This window comes from Shinella sp. 1A1 (assembly GCF_055379515.1).
Genome location: NZ_AP039671.1, coordinates 2440307 through 2456428, shown reverse-complemented (window position 1 = coordinate 2456428; position 16122 = coordinate 2440307). Strand labels below are relative to the sequence as shown.

Below are 16122 nucleotides of genomic sequence, written 5' to 3'. Positions count from 1 at the left end.
TGTTATGACGAGCCCCGAACATCTCAATCCGAGGGAAGTGCCCATCTATGTCCGACGTCGAAACCCGCTGCCGCCTTGTGCTGATCCTACCCGAAGGGGAGGAGCTTTCCGCGCGGGCCGCCATGCTGGAGGGCGCGCTGAAGGGCGGTGACGTCGCTTCCGTGATCCTGCCGCAATACGGCCTCGACGACGGCCAGTTCCAGAAGCATGCCGAAGTGCTGGTATCGATCGTCCAGAAGGCGGGCGCTGCCGCGCTCCTTGCCGGCGACACGCGCGTCGCCGGCCGGGCCAAGGCCGACGGCATCCACGTGACGGGCGGGCTGGAAGAGCTCGGCGAAACGGTGGAGAAATTCACCCCGCGCCTCATCGTCGGTGGCGGAAACGCCACGGACCGGCACAAGGCGCTGGAGATCGGCGAGGTGCAGCCGGACTATATCTTCTTCGGCAAGATCGGCGGCGACATCAAGCCGGAGGCCCATCCGAAGAACCTCGCGCTTGCCGAATGGTGGGCCTCGATGGTGGAGATTCCCTGCATCGTGCTCGGCGGCACGGATCCGCAGTCGGCGCTCGCCGTTGCGGAGAGCGGGGCCGAATTCGTGGCGCTCGACAAGGCGGTCTTTGCCGATCCCGCGCAAGCGCCGCATGTCGTTGCGGCCGTGAACGCGCTGCTTGACGAAAAAGCGCCACGGTTTGGGGAATAGTAGGCGCTCATGATCAGGGCCGTTTTCTCGCACGCTTGCCGCATCGCGCCTCTGGCGCTTCTCGCCACGGTTGCCCTTGCGGCCGTGCCCGCTGCCGCGGAAACGGCGAAGAAGGGCCCCGCCGTCACCGCCGGCGAGGCGGATGCGAAGGCGAAGGATGCCCAGCAGCCCGCCGCCACATTCGAAAAGCCGGCGAACAAGCCTGCGGACGGGGACACGCCCGCCGACGGACCGTCGAGCGGCCTGACCGTGCTCGACCGCATGGGCGCGGACCTGCCGGACCTGCCGGCGGAAAAGCCCTTCACCGGCAAGGTCGACGAGGCTTACGGCGCCTTCCAGCGCGGGCGCTACCTGACGGCGATGGACCTTGCCCTGCCGCGCGCGCAGCTCGGCGATCCGTCCGCCCAGACGCTCGTCGCGGAAATCCTCGACCGCGGGCTCGGTGTGAAGCGGGACCGCGACCAGGCGATGTTCTGGTACCAGCAGGCGGCGAACGGCGGCGACCCGACCGGCATGTTCAAATATGCCGTACTGCTGATGGAGCGCTCGCGCTCCAAGGACGACCGCAAGAAGGCCGACGAGCTGATGAAGAAATCGGCCGAGCTCGGCAATCCCTCTGCGCAATTCAACTATGCGCAGGTGCTGGTGGCCGACAGCCCCGGCGAGAAGGGGCTGCGCGAGGCGCTGCCCTATTACGAGAAATCCGCCGAGCAGGGCATTGCCGACGCGCAATATGCGCTCTCGCAGATCTACGCCAACATTCCCGACCTGCCGGAGGCGAAACGCAAGCGGGCGCGCGAATGGCTGCTGCGCGCCGCCCGCGCCGGCTTCGACACCGCCCAGCTCGATCTCGGCATGTGGCTGGTGAACGGCACGGCGGGCGAGCGCGACTACGACGCCGGCTTCAACTGGCTGAAACGGGCGGCCGAAGGCGGCAATGCCGTCGCGCAGAGCAAGCTCGCCCAGCTCTATATCCACGGCATCGGCACCAAGTCCGATCCGGTGGAGGCGGCGAAATGGTTCGTGCTGGCGCGCCGCGCCGGGCTCAACGATCCCTCGCTGGAGGATTTCTATCTCGGGCTGAACGACCAGCAGCAGAAGGCGGCGGTCGACGCGGCGAACAAGTACCGCTCGGGCTCCTGAAACCGCTGCCGTTTACCCTTTTGCACGACGCGAGACCCTGCATTGCGTCGCTTGCACGCGGCTAAGGCTTGAAACTTCGGGGGATTTGTGGTCTTGAGGCGCATCCCGGTCCCGGTGCGCTTCCCGCGCCGCGGCTTTTGCCGTCTCCGAAGCGCCGGACATTCCCGAAGGACTTTAGTTCATGGCTCGTTCAGCTCTTCTCAACGTCATGGTTCAGGCCGCCTTCAAGGCCGGCAAGTCGCTCGCGCGCGATTTCGGCGAAGTGCAGAACCTTCAGGTCTCGCTCAAGGGGCCCGGCGACTACGTCTCTCAGGCCGACCGCAAGGCCGAGAAGCTGATCCGCGAGGAGCTGATGAAGGCCCGGCCGACCTACGGCTTCCTCGGCGAGGAATCCGAGGAGATCGTCGGCACGGACGGCGCGCATCGCTGGATCGTCGATCCGCTCGACGGCACGACCAACTTCCTGCACGGCATTCCGTGCTTCGCCATCTCCATCGCGCTCGAGCGCAACGGCGAGATCGTCGCGGCCGTGGTGCTGAACCCGGCGACGGACGAGCTCTTCACCGCCGAGCGCGGCGGCGGGGCCTTCCTCAACGATCGCCGCCTGCGCGTCGCCGCGCGCAAGAACCTTTCCGACGCCGTCATCGGCTGCGGCGTGCCGCATCTCGGCCGGGGCAACCACGGCAAGTTCCTCATCGAGCTTCGCCATGTCATGGGGGAAGTGGCCGGCATGCGCCGCCTCGGCTCCGCCTCGCTCGACCTTGCCTATGTCGCGGCCGGCCGTTTCGACGGCTTCTGGGAGCGCGACCTCTCGGCCTGGGACATCGCGGCCGGCATTCTGCTGATTCGCGAGGCCGGCGGCTATGCGACGGATCTGGAGGGCGGTAACGCCATGCTGGACAACGGCACGATCATCGCCGGCAACGAATATATCCACAAGGCGCTCCGCGAGGTCGTGCACCGCCCGGTGCCGACGCGCTAAGCGATTGAAAGGCGCGGCGCATTCCTGCGCCGTGTTGCGGGCTAGCCCCTTCAATTCGGCGCAATCTTCCTCTAGTCTCCGCCCCGACGAGGAAGCGGAGATGCGACTACATGGCTAAGCTGGCGCTGCCGGGCTGGGGAGGTTCGGCCGAGACCGGGGACGATTACCCGCACAAACTCTCAAGCCCCATGGCCTTCTTCTGGACGATGGTGATCTTCCTCATCATCGTCGGTTTCGTGGCCGCGATCCTCTTCCGCCAGGCGCAGACGGCGTTCCTTTCCAATCCCGGCCTCAACGGCCTGATCCTCGGCGTGCTGCTCATCGGCGTGCTCTTGGTGTTCAACCATGTGCTGGCGCTCCGGCCGGAGGTGCGCTGGTTCAATTCCTTCCGCGCGGCGGGCAGCGCCGAGAAGGTCGGGCGCGATCCCGTCCTGCTCGCGCCGATGCGCGCGCTGATCGGCCGCCATCATTCCGTGGCGCTTTCGACGGCGACGCTCCGCTCGATCCTCGATTCCATCGCGACCCGCCTCGACGAATCGCGCGACACGTCACGCTACTTGATCGGCCTTCTCGTCTTCCTCGGCCTGCTCGGCACCTTCTGGGGCCTGCTCGGCACGATCGGCTCGATCAGCTCGGTCATCCAGTCGCTCGATGCGGGCGGCGGCACGGCGAACGATATCCTGACCGCGCTGAAGGAAGGCCTCTCCGCGCCGCTGACGGGCATGGGCACGGCCTTCTCGACCTCGCTCTTCGGTCTTTCCTCCTCGCTCATCCTCGGCTTCCTCGACCTTCAGGCCGGGCGCGCGCAGAACCGTTTCTACACGGAGCTGGAAAACTGGCTCTCCTCGGTGACGGATGTCGGCTCCGAGCTTCCGGCGGCCGCCGGCCTTGCGGGGACGTCCCCTGCCGACGTACAGGCTCTCGCCGAGCAGATCCTCAAGCTCTCGCAGGAGAGCGGCGGCGGCAACCGCTCGACCGCGGCCATGGCGAGCCTTGCCGAAGGTATCCAGGGCCTCGTCAAGAACATGCGCAGCGAGCAGCAGATGCTGCGCGACTGGATCGAGGCGCAGCAGGAGGAATCGAAGGCCCTGCGCCGCACGCTCGACCGCCTTGCCGCGCGCAGCGGCGAGAAGGCCGAGCGCGCCGCTGAAAAGGCCCACCCGGCCGGGGGCGAATAAATGGCGCTCGGGCGCAACCGGCGCAGCCAGCGCACGATCGATTACTGGCCGGGCTTCGTCGATGCGCTGTCGACGCTGCTGCTCGCCATCATGTTCCTGCTCACCGTCTTCGTGCTGGCGCAGTTCTTCCTGAGCCGCGAGATTTCCGGCAAGGACGACGTGCTGAACCGGCTGACGAGCCAGATCAACGAGCTGACGCAGCTTCTGGCGCTCGAAAAGAGCGGCAAGCAGGATCTCGAGGATGCGCTCGCCAACCTGCAGGCCTCGCTCGCCCAGTCGGAAAGCGACCGCACGCGTCTCCAGCAGCTGCTCGACAGCGGCGCGGGCGTTTCCGCCGCCGCGAGCGCCCGCGTGACGACGCTCGAAGGCGAGCTCGACAGCGAAAAGCAGGTGAGCGCACGGGCGATGAGCCAGATCGAGCTGCTCAACCAGCAGATCGCGGCGCTGCGCAGCCAGATCGCCGCCGTGGAGGAGGCCCTGCAGGCCTCCGAGGCGAAGGACAAGAACTCGCAGGCCAAGATCGCCGATCTCGGTCGCCGCCTCAACGTGGCGCTAGCGCAGCGCGTGCAGGAACTCAACCGCTACCGCTCCGATTTCTTCGGGCGCCTGCGGGAAATCCTCTCCGACCGGGAGAATATCCGCATCGTCGGCGACCGCTTCGTCTTCCAGTCGGAGGTGCTGTTCCCCTCGGGCAGCAGCGACCTCAACGAGGCGGGCCAGGCGGAGATGCGCAAGCTCGCCGCCGCGCTGCTCGACCTTGCGAAGGAAATTCCCTCCGAGATCAATTGGGTGCTGCGCGTCGACGGCCATACGGATGCCGTGCCGCTCTCCGGCACCGGGCGCTATCGTGACAACTGGGAGCTTTCCTCGGCCCGCGCGACGTCGGTGGTGAAGTTCCTGATCGCCAACGGCGTGCCGGCCAACCGGCTCGTTGCGGCGGGCTTCGGCGAATTCCAGCCGATCGCCGAGGGCGACGATGCCGCCGCCCGCGCCACCAACCGCCGCATCGAGCTGAAACTCACCGAGAAATAAAGCAAATTCCAGCAAAAGTGCGCAGCGGTTTTGCGTCCGGAATTGCGTCGAAAGGCTCTGGTGGAACGCACGGTCAGCCGACCGCGCGCTCCTCGTCGAGGAATGCCTGTCCGCCATGGTCGAACTGGAGGCGGGCGAGGCGGGCATAGAGGCCATCCTGCCGGATGAGCGACTGGTGCGTGCCTTCCTCCACCACGCGGCCGTCCTCCATGACGAGGATACGGTCGGCCTTGAGCACGGTGGCGAGGCGGTGCGCGATGACGATGGTCGTGCGCTTGCCCATCTGGCTGTCGAGCGCCTTCTGGACGAGTGTCTCGCTCTCGGCGTCGAGGGCGGAGGTCGCTTCGTCGAGCAGCAGGAGCGGTGCGTCCTTGAGGATGGCGCGGGCGATCGCGATGCGCTGGCGCTGGCCGCCCGAAAGCGTCACGCCGCGTTCGCCGACCATCGTGTCGTAGCCGTTATCGAGCCGTTCGATGAATTCCTCGGCCTGCGCGGCGCGGGCGGCTGCGCGGATCGCCTCGTCGCCGACGCCGCTCATGCCGAAGGCGATGTTGTCGCGGATCGTCGCGGCGAAGATGGTGACGTCCTGCGGCACGAGCGCGATGCGCCGGCGCAGCTCTTCCGGATCGGCGGCCCGCAGGTCGACGCCGTCGAGGAGGACGCTACCGGAATCCGGGTCGTAGAAGCGCAGGACGAGCGAGAGGATCGTGCTCTTGCCGGCGCCCGAGGGGCCGACGACGGCGACGGTCTCGCCCGGCTTCACGGCGAAGGAAAGGCCGTTGATGCTGCGATAGCCGGGGCGGGCGGGATAGGAGAAGTGGACGTCCCGGAAGGCCAGCTCGCCGCGGGCGGGGACGGGCAGGGCGACCGGATTGGCGGGCGCGGTGATCGCCGGCTGTTCGGCGAGCAGTTCCGTCAGGCGCTCGGCGGCGCCGGCGGCCTGCGACAGCTCGCCCCAGACCTCGGAGAGCGCGCCAAGGCTGCCGGCGGCGAAGACCGCATAGAGCAGGAACTGGCCGAGCGTGCCGGCCGACAGCGCGCCGGACAGCACGTCGCGGGCGCCGAACCAGAGCACGGCGACGACGGAGCCGAAGATCATCGCGATGGCGAAGCCCGTCAGCAGCGAGCGGGCGCGGATGGCCGAGCGGGCGGCCTCATAGGCGCTTTCGACATTGCCGAAGAAGCGGGCGCGGGCGGCCTCTTCCGCATTGAAGGCCTGCAGGGTGCGCGTCGCGCCGATGGCCTCGCCGGCATAGGCGGAGGCGGCGGCAAGCGTATCCTGCGCCTCGCGCGAGCGGCGGCGCACGGAGCGGCCGAAGGCGACGAGCGGGAAGACGATGACGGGAATGGCGGCGAGGACGAGGCTGGAGAGCTTCGGGCTCGTATAGACCATCATCGCGATGGCGCCGAGACAAAGGATGAGGTTGCGCAGCGCGACCGAGGCGGTGGCCCCCACGGCGGACTTGATCTGCGTCGTGTCGGCCGTCAGGCGCGAGACGATCTCGCCGGACTGGTTGACGTCGAAGAAGGCGGGCGAGAGCTTCGTCACATGGGCGAAGACGTCGCGGCGCAGGTCCGCCACGATGCGCTCGCCGAGCGTGATGACGAAATAGTAGCGCATGGCGCTCGCCAGCGCGAGCAGGCCTGCCAGCACGAAGAGCATCGTGAAGTAGGTGTTGATGAAGCCGGTGTCGGCATTGGAGAAGCCGTGATCGATCATGCGGCGCACGGCGACCGGCAGCGCCAGCGTCGTGACGGCGGCAAGGACGAGCGCGATCAGCGCGCCCGTGACGAGGCCGCGATACCGGCGAATATAGGGGGCAAGCCTGCCAAGCGGACGAATGTTGCGGCGTGCGGATTTCTCCGACGCGACTGTCTGACTGTCTGTGGACACCATACCCCCGTTTCCAGTGCCTGGCGGCACGAATTGTCTTTCGGCTCTTGTTATCCAGACGGCCTTCATGTATAGGCTCGCCATCGAATTGGGAAGCCGTAGGTCCGACCGACTGCGGCTTCATTTACGTCTTTGGCCCCGCTGCCGCAATCCGTTGCGACAAATGGCCCCCGGAACAGGCAGGAAAGTTGTCATGAAGGCTGATATCCATCCCGAGTACCACACGATCAAGGTCGTGATGACCGACGGCACCGAGTACGAAACCCGCTCGACCTGGGGTTCGGAAGGCGCGACGATGAACCTCGAAATCGATCCCAAGTCCCACCCGGCCTGGACGGGCGGCAACCAGCAGCTCATGGACCGCGGCGGCCGCGTCTCCAAGTTCAAGAAGCGCTTCGAAGGCCTCGGCCTTTAATCTGCCTTCCGCAGTGGATTTTCGAGAACCCGGCTTCGGCCGGGTTTTTTGTTGCCTGCATTTCGGGTGAAGCTGCCCCTCACCTGCCTGCCGGCATCCTCTCCCCGCAAGCGGGGCGAGGAGCGCTGGGCGCACCGTTTTCCTGCATTCCGAGGCTTGGAGGAAAACGGTGCAGCACCCCCTTCTCCCCGCTTGCGGGGAGAAGGTCCCGGCAGGGGGATGAGGGGCGCCCCTTGCAAACAGCTGGCAACAAAAAACCCGGCCGAAGCCGGGTCCATGCATGGATGCGTGCACCAGTCGCTCAGTTATTCCCGAATGCCGTCTGCAGCAGGTTGAGCTGGGCCTGGACGCTGTTCTGGTTGTCCGGCTGGAAGGTCTGGACGTCCTGCGGGCGGTAGATCTCGCGGTCGAGCAGGGCGATGCGGTTCTGCAGGCGCAGCGAGCGTTCGATGAGGTCGCGGAAGGCTTCCGGCAGGTCGTTCCAGCCGGGTGCGGTCTTGTCGACGTTGAAGCTGTCGAGACGCACCTTGCTCTTTTCGGAAAGCACCTGGTCGCGGCTCATCTCGCCGTTGTTGACGGCGCGCTGGAGCAGGAGCCAGGAGGCCATCTGCATGAGGCGGGTGGTCAGGCGCATGGATTCGGCCGCATAGAGCACGGAGGCCATGCGCGGCAGAACCTTCGATGCCTGCCGGCCGACGCCGTCGAGATAGCTCGCGGTTTCCTCGACCAGACCCATGCCTTCGGCGTACAGGGACTTGAACTGCGCCGACGACGCAACATGGCCAGCGAAGCTGACGGTATTCAATCCTCTTTCGGACATGGTTTCTTCCCTGTTGAACGCATCACTTGCAGGTAACGGCAGGTCGGCCCGAGGTGTTCCAAGTGGCCGGTCTATGGCTAGAAGATGATGCCATAACCCAATTCGCGCAAGGGTATTCTTAAGAAAGGGTTAATCTCCACAATTCTTTCGGGACAGGTGCCGCGCGCGGCGCGCGGCAAATAAAAAAAGAGCCGCGGAAAGCGGCTCTCAAGGTAAAACAGGGAGAAAAATCAGACCGATACCCCGGAGGGAGAAAATGTCTGAAGCCGGAAGGACCGGATGTGCAAGTAATAACATGTAAGGCTTAATGGCCGGTTAACTCTATTGTCGTTCGGTCTTTCCCTGTGTCTTTTCGGCAAAGCTGCGGCAATCCGGCGCGGCGGCCCCCGCGCAGGCAGGCGTGATTCGAGGAATGTGAAGATGGCGTCCTATCTGATGGAGCTTCGCGGCCTGGTCGGCCGGCGGCTGCTTCTCGTCCCTTCGGTCGCGGCCGTCATCCAGGATGGCGATGGCCGGCTGCTGTTGCAGGAAAAGGCTTCGGGAGAGGGCTGGAGCCTGCCTGCTGGCGCCATCGAGCCGGGCGAGACGCCGCAGGAGGCGATAATGCGCGAGGTGCTGGAGGAGACCGGGCTCAAGGTCGCTCCGGTGGAGATACTCGGGGTCTTCGGCGGGCGGGACTTCCGCCATACCTATCCGAACGGCGACGAGGTCGAATATGTCGTCACCCTGTTCAGATGCGCGGTGGTCGAAGAGGGAGGAACCTGGACGGACCCGGAAACCCGGTCCCTTCGCTATTTCACGCGGGACATGCTGCCGCGCCTGACGCCGCCCTATCCTCTCTCGGCGCTGTTCCCCGAGGTCTAGCGGAAGAGGCCCTCCGCCGCCGAGCGGCTCGCGCCCTTCTTCGCCTTTTCCGATTCGAGGCGTTCGATCTCCGCGCGCAGGAGGTCTATGCGCGCGGAAAGCTCGTCCACCGAAAGCAGCGACAGGTCGCTGCCGATCTCGTGTGCGGTCTTCCTGGCCGGGCGGTCGTCGTCGAACAGGCTCATGCGGGGCGCTCCTCCTGTTGATCGTCGGCGGCCTGCGGCTGGGCGAGGGCGCGCGGCGAAAGCTGAAGGCTTTCCGGCGTGGTCAGCGTGCCGGGGTTGATGGTCGTATAGGCATCGCGCATCTCCGCGGGCACGGCGGCGCGGCGGCGGCTGCGGAAGATCGCGTAGGCGGTGATCAGGATATGCGCGACGAAAGTCACCATGAAGAGCGCATAGGGGCTGACCGCCGACATGATCGGGCCGCCGATCGTCGGGCCGATGATCGTGCCGACGCCATAGAGCAGCAGCAGGCCGCCGGAAACCTTCACGAAGTCCTCGGGGCTGGCGAAGTCGTTGGCGTGCGAAACGGCGATCGGGTAGAGCGCGTTGGCCATGGCGCCGTAGAGCGCGGTGAGCAGCAGCAGCGCGGGCACGGAGGCCGGCTGGAAGAGGAAGAGGCACAGGCCGGCGATGGCGGCGATGGCCGACAGCACCGCGAGGACGATGCGGCGGTCGACCCTGTCGGAGATACGGCCGGCCGGCAGCTGCATGACGGCGCCGGCGAAGATGGCGCCGCTCATCATGATGGCGATGGTGCTCGGCGTGAGGCCGGCATTGGCGCCGAAGACCGCGCCGAGCGTGCCGAAGGCGCCGTTCGCGATGCCGATCAGCACGATGCCGACGCAGGCGATCGGCGAGGTGCGATAGAGCGCGGGGATATCGAGCCTGACCTGTTTCAGCGGCTGCGGCGAGGCGGCCGTGGAGAGCGTCGTCGGCAGCATGGCGAGGCAATAGAGGATGCCGGCGAACATGAAGAGGATCGGCGTCGTGACGTCGCCGAGCGCGACGGTCATCTGGCCGCCCACGGTGCCGATGAGGGTGATGGCGATATAGAGCGAGAAGATCAGGCCGCGGCTCTCGTTGGTCGCGCGCTCGTTCAGCCAGCTTTCGATGATCATCGACGTGCCGGCGATGGAAAAGCCTGTGACGGCGCGCAGCACGATCCACCAGACCGGATCGACCAGGATACCCGTCAGCAGTGCGATGATGGCGATCAGCGAGGCGAAGCCGGAAAAGGCGCGCACATGGCCGATGCGCTTGACCACCGTCGGGGCCAGAAGGCAGCCGAGGACGAAGCCCGTCGCCCAGGACGTGCCGAGCAGGCCGAGCATCGTCGTCGCATATCCCTCGAAGGCGCCGCGCATCGGCAGGAGCAGGCCGTGCAGGCCGTTGCCGAGGAAGAGGAACAGCGTGCCCATCAGCAGCGCGAAGACGGAAATGAGGTTTTTACGCATGAGACCTTCGCAGTTTCGCCAATGGGAAAGGAATAGCGTACCTGCCGGCGAATGCCAGATGCAAAGCTTGAAACCATGCGATTTTCAGGCCTTGCGCTGATCGCTTGGAAAAGTGTCCGAGGTGTGACAGGAAGGGGCGAGAAAGGCCGCCATGTCGAAAATCCTTCCCGCCCTGCTTCTTGCCGCCATGCTGCTGCACATCATCCGGCCCATCGGCCTGCCGGGGCTGCGGCGGCGCACGGATTTCTGGAAGATCGCGGTTTTCGCGATCGGATTGATGATGCTGACGGTGCTGATCCGGCCTTAAATTGAGGGCCTGGAGGAGGCCCGGCCGTCACGCGGAAGACCATCCGTCCCTCGATTACGCCGATCTCCGACCTCTCCTTCGTCAAGCCCGCGGATGACGTCGAGGGGTGGTGAGGGCTTGGCTGGAAGGAGTGCGGCGTTTACGCCGCCCCCGAACGCAAAAGGGCCACCCGAAGGTGGCCCCCATGAGGTCTGGTCCGGCACGGACCCGGGCCTATGGGCCCGAAGGAAGGTGGGTTCAGAGCGAGGGCTGCCTCGCTTTCGTCACCACTTTTCCCATGCCCGCGGCCAAAGCCAAAATCTCATTAGACATCGGATCACCTTCCTTTCTGAACGTTGACGATACAGGAAATGTAGGCGATCCGCGCCGGAGCGCAAGGCTTTCCTGTTATTTCTGCTGTTTCAGGATGTCGACGCCCGGCAGGGGCTTGCCTTCCATCCATTCCAGGAACGCGCCGCCGGCGGTCGAGACATAGGTGAAATCGTCGGCGACGCCGGCATGGTTGAGGGCTGCGACCGTGTCGCCGCCACCCGCGACGGAGACGAGCTTGCCGGCCTTGGTCTCGGCCGCTGCATGCTTTGCGGCGGAGACCGTCGCGGTGTCGAAGGGCGCGATCTCGAAGGCGCCGAGCGGGCCGTTCCAGACGAGCGTCGAAGCACGCGAGATCCAGGCATTGACCGCTTCGATCGTCTTCGGGCCGACATCGAGCATCATGGCGTCCGCCGGGATGGCGTTGACGTCGACCACTTCGTTCTCGGCATTGGCCTTGAATTCGCGGGCGACGACGCCGTCTTCCGGCAGCACGATGGCGCAGGTGGCGGTCGCCGCCTCGATCATGATCTGCTTGGCGGTATCGGCAAGGTCGTGCTCGCAGAGCGACTTGCCGACATTCGTGCCGCGGGCGGCGAGGAACGTGTTCGCCATGCCGCCGCCGATGACCAGCGCGTCGACCTTCTTCACGAGGTTCATGAGGAGGTCGATCTTGGTGGAGACCTTCGCGCCGCCGACGATGGCGACGACCGGGCGGGCCGGATTGCCAAGGCCCTTTTCCAGCGCCTCCAACTCGGCCTGCATGGTGCGGCCAGCATAGGCGGGCAGGAGATGGGCAAGGCCTTCCGTCGAGGAATGGGCGCGGTGGGCGGCCGAGAAGGCGTCATTGACGTAGATGTCGCCATTGGCGGCCAGCGCGGCGGTGAAATCGGGGTTGTTCTTCTCTTCGCCCTTGTGGAAGCGGGTGTTTTCGAGAAGCAGGATATCGCCGTTCGCCATGGCGGCGATGGCGGCGGCGGCCTTCTCGCCGATGCAGTCGGCGGCGAACTGGACCTTGGTGCCGAGGACGTCGTTCACGGCGGGAAGGATTTGCTCCAGCGACATGTCGGCGACGACCTCACCCTTCGGGCGGCCGAAATGGGCGAGCAGGACGACCTTGGCGCCCTTCTTCGACAGTTCCCGGATGGTGGGAGCGACGCGCTCGATGCGGGTCGCATCGGTGACCTTGCCGTCCTTGACCGGCACGTTGAGATCGACGCGGACGAGCACGCGCTTGCCGGCGATATCGGTGAGGTTGTCGAGGGTCTTGAAGGTCATGGTTGCCGCTCCTGAATATTTCTTCTGGTCAAGAAAAAACACCCGGACATCTCTGCCCGGGTGTTTCGCGTTTCCGCTTAGATGAGCTTGCCGAGGGCAACCGCCGTGTCGGACATGCGGTTCGAGAAGCCCCATTCGTTGTCGTACCAGGAAAGGATACGAACGAGGTTGCCGTCGAGGACCTTGGTCTGGTCGGCGGCGAAGTTCGACGAATGGCTGTCGTGGTTGAAGTCGACCGAGACAAGCGGCCCCGTGACGTAGTCGAGGATGCCCTTCAGCTCGCCTTCGGCGGCTGCCTTGACGGCGGCGTTGACTTCCTCGGCCGTGACGTTGCGCTTCGGCACGAACTTCAGGTCGACGACCGAGACGTTCGGGGTCGGCACGCGGATCGACGAGCCGTCGAGCTTGCCCTTGAGGTGCGGCAGCACGAGGCCGACGGCCTTGGCGGCGCCGGTGGACGTCGGGATCATCGACAGCGCGGCGGCGCGGGCGCGATAAAGGTCCTTGTGCATGGTGTCGAGGGTCGGCTGGTCACCCGTGTAGGAGTGGACCGTCGTCATGTAGCCCTTCTCGATGCCGAAGGCCTTGTCGAGAACGTAGGCGACCGGCGCAAGGCAGTTCGTCGTGCACGAGGCGTTGGAGATGACGAGGTCGTCCTTGGTCAGCGTGTCGTGGTTGACGCCGTAGACGATGGTCTTGTCGGCATTGTCGCACGGGGCCGAGACGATGACGCGCTTGGAGCCGTTGGCAAGGTGCGCGGAGGCCTTTTCCTTGGTGGTGAAGAGGCCGGTGCATTCCAGCGCGATGTCGACGTCGCCCCAGGGCAGTTCCTTCGGGTCGCGGATGGCCGTGACGCGGATCGGGCCGCGGCCGACGTCGATCGTGTCGCCGGAAACGGTGACGGTGCCGGGGAACTTGCCGTGGACGGAATCGTAGCGGACGAGATGCGCATTGGTCTCGACCGGGCCGAGGTCGTTGACGGCGACGACTTCGATGTCGGTGCGGCCGGATTCGACGATGGCGCGCAGCACGTTGCGGCCGATGCGGCCAAAGCCGTTGATGGCAACTTTCACAGTCATTTCGGGTTTCTCCCTATGGATAAACGTTTGGCGATGCGAGGCGCGGCCGGGGCCGCGCCCGACGGCGCTCAGGCCAGCTTGGCTTCCGCGGCGGCAACGACGGCCTCCGGCGTGATGCCGAAGTGCTTGTAGAGCTCCTTGTAGGGGCCGGAGGCGCCGAAGGAGGACATGCCGACGAAGATGCCGTCCGAACCGATGAAGTGATCCCAGCCCTGGCGAATGCCGGCTTCGACGGCGATCTTGACCGGCGAATTGCCGATGACGGCCTGCTGGTAGGCTTCCGGCTGCTCGGCGAAGAGCTCGAAGCAGGGAACCGAGACGACGCGGGTCGAGATGCCCTTGGCCGAAAGAGCCTGCTGGGCCTTCACCGCGATCTCGATTTCCGAGCCGGTGGCGAAGATCGTCACCTGGGCGTCGCTGGCCGAGACGAGATCGTAGGCACCGCGGGCGCAAAGGTTCTCTTCCTCGTATTCGAGGCGAACCGGCATCAGGTTCTGGCGCGTCAGCGCGATGGCGGACGGACGGTTGTGGCTTTCGAGCGCGAGCTGCCAGCACTCCGCCGTCTCCGTGGCGTCGGCCGGGCGGAAGACGAGCAGGTTCGGGATGGCGCGCAGGGCGGCCATGTGCTCGACCGGCTGGTGCGTCGGGCCGTCTTCGCCAAGACCGATGGAATCGTGCGTCAGCACGTGGATGACGCGGATGCCCATCAGCGCGGCGAGGCGGATCGACGGACGGCAATAGTCCGAGAAGATCAGGAAGCCGCCGGAATAGGGAATGAGGCCGCCATGCAGCGCCATGCCGTTCATCGCCGCCGCCATGCCGTGCTCGCGCACGCCGTAGTGGATGTAGCGGCCGGAGAAGTCGTTCGGGGTGATCGACTTGGTCTGGCTGGTCTTGGTGTTGTTGGAACCCGTCAGGTCGGCCGAGCCGCCGATGGTTTCCGGCAGGACGCCGTTGATGACTTCCAGCGCGTCTTCCGAAGCCTTGCGGGTTGCCGGGTTGGGCTTCGTCTCGGCGAGCTTCTGCTTGTAGGCGGAGATCGCGGAATCGAGGCTGCCTTCGAGGTCGCCGGCGAAGCGGCGGGTGAACTGCGCCTTCTTCTCGGCATCGGTCTTTTCGAGGCGGGCTTCCCATTCCTTGTGCGCCTTGGTGGAGCGCAGGCCGGCGAGGCGCCAGGCGTCGAGCACGTCGGAGGGAACGACGAAGGCTTCCGATTCCCAGTTCAGCGCCTTGCGGGTGGCGGCGATTTCCTCGGCGCCGAGCGGCGAACCGTGGACCTTGTGCGTGCCGGCCTTGTTCGGCGCGCCGAAGCCGATGGTCGTCTTGCAGGCGATCATGGTCGGCTTGTCGGACTTGTGGGCTTCCTCGATGGCGGCGGCGATGGCGTCCGGATCGTGTCCGTCGACGGCGATCGTGTTCCACTGGCTGGCGCGGAAGCGGGCGTGCTGGTCGGTCGAGTCGGCAATGGAGATCGGGCCGTCGATCGAGATGTTGTTGTCGTCCCAGAAGACGATCAGCTTGTTGAGCTTGAGGTGGCCGGCGAGCGAGATCGCTTCCTGGCTGATGCCTTCCATGAGGCAGCCGTCACCGGCAAGCACATAGGTGTAGTGCTCGATGAGGTCGGAGCCGAATTCGTCGCGCAGCTTGCGTTCGGCAAGCGCCATGCCGACGGCGTTGGCGATGCCCTGGCCGAGCGGACCCGTGGTCGTCTCGATGCCGGCGGCGTGGCCGTATTCCGGGTGGCCGGCGGTGCGGGCGCCGAGCTGGCGGAAATTCTTGATCTCGTCGATCGTGATGTCCTCGTAGCCCGTCAAATAGAGCAGCGAGTAGAGGAGCATAGAGCCGTGGCCGGCCGACAGGACGAAGCGGTCGCGGTTCGGCCAGGACGGGGTCTTCGGGTCGAAGGACAGGAAGCGGGTGAAAAGAACCGTTGCGATGTCTGCTGCGCCCATGGGCAGGCCGGGGTGACCCGAGTTCGCCTTTTCCACGGCATCCATGGAAAGGAAGCGAATTGCGTTCGCCATCCGGTCGTGTTTTTCGCGAGAGATCATGACTGTTCCGTCTTCTTCGGGGTGTCAGGGCCGATGCCGTTCCGGGTATCGGTTGGAAGCGGGGTGACACATAGCAGGTGCACCGTCTAAGTCAACGAATTCGGCGGGTTTTGCGGCACTTGGGCGCTGGTTCCGCGACGTTTTTTAGCAGTTCCGAAAGCCTTTGCCGGGCCGTTCGCGCGAGGGGTGCGGAACGCCGATCCACAGCGGCTTTGGCGCGCGGATTGCCATGCTGTTGACGCTCGGGCCCGCAGTTGAATACTGTCGCGCGAAGGGAACCGGCGCTGGCGGCGGCGATTCGTATTTTTGAAAGTGCCGGTGAAGGCTTCATGACAAACGGGGAAACAGTCAGGGCGGCGATAGAGGAGCTTCGCAGGGCTCTCGCGAACCTCGACAACGCGCTCGACATGCGCTTCGACCGCGAGCGCGATCACGGCGAGGTCGAGGGCGAGGTGCGGCGGGTGAACGTCGACCGCTCGCGGCTCGCCCAGGAGCTCGATCAATCCGAATTCCGCGCGAACCGTCTGGAAGAGGTGAACCGCGAGGTCTCCCGCCGGCTCGTCACGGCGATGGAGACGATCCGGGCCGTGCTCGACCGTTAATCCCAGAA

At 65.7% G+C, this 16122-nt stretch carries 16 protein-coding genes; 9 read left to right on the top strand and 7 right to left on the bottom strand.

The window, feature by feature from the left end; genetic code table 11:
- The first annotated feature begins 47 nt into the window (after positions 1-47).
- The 5 genes from ACZ48C_RS12135 to ACZ48C_RS12115 all read left to right on the top strand — a co-directional run bounded on the left by ACZ48C_RS12135 (position 48) and on the right by ACZ48C_RS12115 (position 5036).
- Positions 48-701, top strand: coding sequence for a thiamine phosphate synthase (locus ACZ48C_RS12135; protein ID WP_318909848.1), 654 nt, complete (start codon positions 48-50; stop codon positions 699-701).
- Positions 702-710: 9 nt separating this feature from the next.
- Positions 711-1844 carry an SEL1-like repeat protein gene (locus tag ACZ48C_RS12130; protein ID WP_454631968.1) on the top strand — a complete coding sequence of 378 codons (1134 nt, stop codon included), beginning with the start codon at positions 711-713 and terminating at the stop codon, positions 1842-1844.
- Between the two features lie 181 nt (positions 1845-2025).
- Positions 2026-2826 (top strand): inositol monophosphatase family protein, encoded by an 801-nt coding sequence (locus tag ACZ48C_RS12125; RefSeq protein WP_119256695.1) that lies wholly within the window; start codon positions 2026-2028, stop codon positions 2824-2826.
- A gap of 110 nt (positions 2827-2936) precedes the next feature.
- Entirely contained in the window at positions 2937-4004 is a 1068-nt protein-coding gene (locus ACZ48C_RS12120; RefSeq protein ID WP_119256696.1) for a MotA/TolQ/ExbB proton channel family protein, read from the top strand.
- Positions 4005-5036 carry a peptidoglycan -binding protein gene (locus tag ACZ48C_RS12115; protein WP_119256697.1) on the top strand — a complete coding sequence of 344 codons (1032 nt, stop codon included), beginning with the start codon at positions 4005-4007 and terminating at the stop codon, positions 5034-5036. It begins immediately after the preceding gene.
- Positions 5037-5109: 73 nt separating this feature from the next.
- On the opposite strand, the gene ACZ48C_RS12110 is transcribed toward ACZ48C_RS12115, so the two are convergent.
- Positions 5110-6933, bottom strand: coding sequence for an ABC transporter transmembrane domain-containing protein (locus ACZ48C_RS12110; protein ID WP_464781248.1), 1824 nt, complete (start codon positions 6931-6933; stop codon positions 5110-5112).
- 190 nt (positions 6934-7123) lie between these two features.
- On the opposite strand from ACZ48C_RS12110, the gene rpmE reads away from it, so the two are divergent.
- Positions 7124-7345: a 50S ribosomal protein L31 gene (gene rpmE / locus ACZ48C_RS12105; protein ID WP_119256699.1), complete on the top strand. Its 222-nt coding sequence runs from the start codon at positions 7124-7126 to the stop codon at positions 7343-7345.
- Between the two features lie 301 nt (positions 7346-7646).
- On the opposite strand, the gene rcdA is transcribed toward rpmE, so the two are convergent.
- Entirely contained in the window at positions 7647-8165 is a 519-nt protein-coding gene (gene rcdA, locus ACZ48C_RS12100) for a protease adaptor protein RcdA (protein ID WP_119256700.1), read from the bottom strand.
- A gap of 420 nt (positions 8166-8585) precedes the next feature.
- On the opposite strand from rcdA, the gene ACZ48C_RS12095 reads away from it, so the two are divergent.
- Positions 8586-9029, top strand: a complete 444-nt coding sequence (locus ACZ48C_RS12095; RefSeq protein WP_454631973.1) for an NUDIX domain-containing protein — start codon at positions 8586-8588, stop codon at positions 9027-9029.
- On the opposite strand, the gene ACZ48C_RS12090 is transcribed toward ACZ48C_RS12095, so the two are convergent.
- Positions 9026-9214 (bottom strand): DUF1192 domain-containing protein, encoded by a 189-nt coding sequence (locus ACZ48C_RS12090; protein WP_318909844.1) that lies wholly within the window; start codon positions 9212-9214, stop codon positions 9026-9028. The genes ACZ48C_RS12095 and ACZ48C_RS12090 overlap by 4 nt on opposite strands.
- A complete protein-coding gene (locus ACZ48C_RS12085) occupies positions 9211-10488 on the bottom strand; it encodes an MFS transporter (protein ID WP_119256703.1) in 1278 nt (425 codons plus the stop codon). Before ACZ48C_RS12085 ends, ACZ48C_RS12090 begins: the two co-directional genes overlap by 4 nt.
- A 151-nt stretch (positions 10489-10639) precedes the next feature.
- Between ACZ48C_RS12085 and ACZ48C_RS12080 the strand changes: the two genes are divergently transcribed.
- Positions 10640-10795 (top strand): hypothetical protein, encoded by a 156-nt coding sequence (locus tag ACZ48C_RS12080; RefSeq protein WP_162911372.1) that lies wholly within the window; start codon positions 10640-10642, stop codon positions 10793-10795.
- 387 nt (positions 10796-11182) lie between these two features.
- Here the strand turns inward: ACZ48C_RS12080 and ACZ48C_RS12075 are convergent, their stop codons facing one another.
- The 3 genes from ACZ48C_RS12075 to tkt all read right to left on the bottom strand — a co-directional run bounded on the left by ACZ48C_RS12075 (position 11183) and on the right by tkt (position 15512).
- Positions 11183-12382, bottom strand: coding sequence for a phosphoglycerate kinase (locus tag ACZ48C_RS12075; protein WP_318909843.1), 1200 nt, complete (start codon positions 12380-12382; stop codon positions 11183-11185).
- Between the two features lie 77 nt (positions 12383-12459).
- Positions 12460-13461: a type I glyceraldehyde-3-phosphate dehydrogenase gene (gap, locus tag ACZ48C_RS12070; RefSeq protein WP_119256705.1), complete on the bottom strand. Its 1002-nt coding sequence runs from the start codon at positions 13459-13461 to the stop codon at positions 12460-12462.
- A 68-nt stretch (positions 13462-13529) separates the two neighbouring features.
- A complete protein-coding gene (gene tkt / locus ACZ48C_RS12065; RefSeq protein WP_318909841.1) occupies positions 13530-15512 on the bottom strand; it encodes a transketolase in 1983 nt (660 codons plus the stop codon).
- A 329-nt stretch (positions 15513-15841) separates the two neighbouring features.
- Between tkt and ACZ48C_RS12060 the strand changes: the two genes are divergently transcribed.
- A complete protein-coding gene (locus ACZ48C_RS12060; RefSeq protein WP_119256707.1) occupies positions 15842-16114 on the top strand; it encodes a DUF4164 domain-containing protein in 273 nt (90 codons plus the stop codon).
- Positions 16115-16122 lie beyond the last annotated feature (8 nt).

What these genes read in the sequence shown, in the direction of transcription:
- ACZ48C_RS12135 (WP_318909848.1), top strand. Translation starts at nt 48, where the DNA reads ATGTCCGACGTCGAAACCCGCTGCCGCCTTGTGCTGATCCTACCCGAA.
- ACZ48C_RS12130 (WP_454631968.1), top strand. Translation starts at nt 711, where the DNA reads ATGATCAGGGCCGTTTTCTCGCACGCTTGCCGCATCGCGCCTCTGGCG.
- ACZ48C_RS12125 (WP_119256695.1), top strand. Translation starts at nt 2,026, where the DNA reads ATGGCTCGTTCAGCTCTTCTCAACGTCATGGTTCAGGCCGCCTTCAAG.
- ACZ48C_RS12120 (WP_119256696.1), top strand. Translation starts at nt 2,937, where the DNA reads ATGGCTAAGCTGGCGCTGCCGGGCTGGGGAGGTTCGGCCGAGACCGGG.
- ACZ48C_RS12115 (WP_119256697.1), top strand. Translation starts at nt 4,005, where the DNA reads ATGGCGCTCGGGCGCAACCGGCGCAGCCAGCGCACGATCGATTACTGG.
- ACZ48C_RS12110 (WP_464781248.1), bottom strand. Translation starts at nt 6,933, where the DNA reads ATGGTGTCCACAGACAGTCAGACAGTCGCGTCGGAGAAATCCGCACGC.
- rpmE (WP_119256699.1), top strand. Translation starts at nt 7,124, where the DNA reads ATGAAGGCTGATATCCATCCCGAGTACCACACGATCAAGGTCGTGATG.
- rcdA (WP_119256700.1), bottom strand. Translation starts at nt 8,165, where the DNA reads ATGTCCGAAAGAGGATTGAATACCGTCAGCTTCGCTGGCCATGTTGCG.
- ACZ48C_RS12095 (WP_454631973.1), top strand. Translation starts at nt 8,586, where the DNA reads ATGGCGTCCTATCTGATGGAGCTTCGCGGCCTGGTCGGCCGGCGGCTG.
- ACZ48C_RS12090 (WP_318909844.1), bottom strand. Translation starts at nt 9,214, where the DNA reads ATGAGCCTGTTCGACGACGACCGCCCGGCCAGGAAGACCGCACACGAG.
- ACZ48C_RS12085 (WP_119256703.1), bottom strand. Translation starts at nt 10,488, where the DNA reads ATGCGTAAAAACCTCATTTCCGTCTTCGCGCTGCTGATGGGCACGCTG.
- ACZ48C_RS12080 (WP_162911372.1), top strand. Translation starts at nt 10,640, where the DNA reads ATGTCGAAAATCCTTCCCGCCCTGCTTCTTGCCGCCATGCTGCTGCAC.
- ACZ48C_RS12075 (WP_318909843.1), bottom strand. Translation starts at nt 12,382, where the DNA reads ATGACCTTCAAGACCCTCGACAACCTCACCGATATCGCCGGCAAGCGC.
- gap (WP_119256705.1), bottom strand. Translation starts at nt 13,461, where the DNA reads ATGACTGTGAAAGTTGCCATCAACGGCTTTGGCCGCATCGGCCGCAAC.
- tkt (WP_318909841.1), bottom strand. Translation starts at nt 15,512, where the DNA reads ATGATCTCTCGCGAAAAACACGACCGGATGGCGAACGCAATTCGCTTC.
- ACZ48C_RS12060 (WP_119256707.1), top strand. Translation starts at nt 15,842, where the DNA reads ATGACAAACGGGGAAACAGTCAGGGCGGCGATAGAGGAGCTTCGCAGG.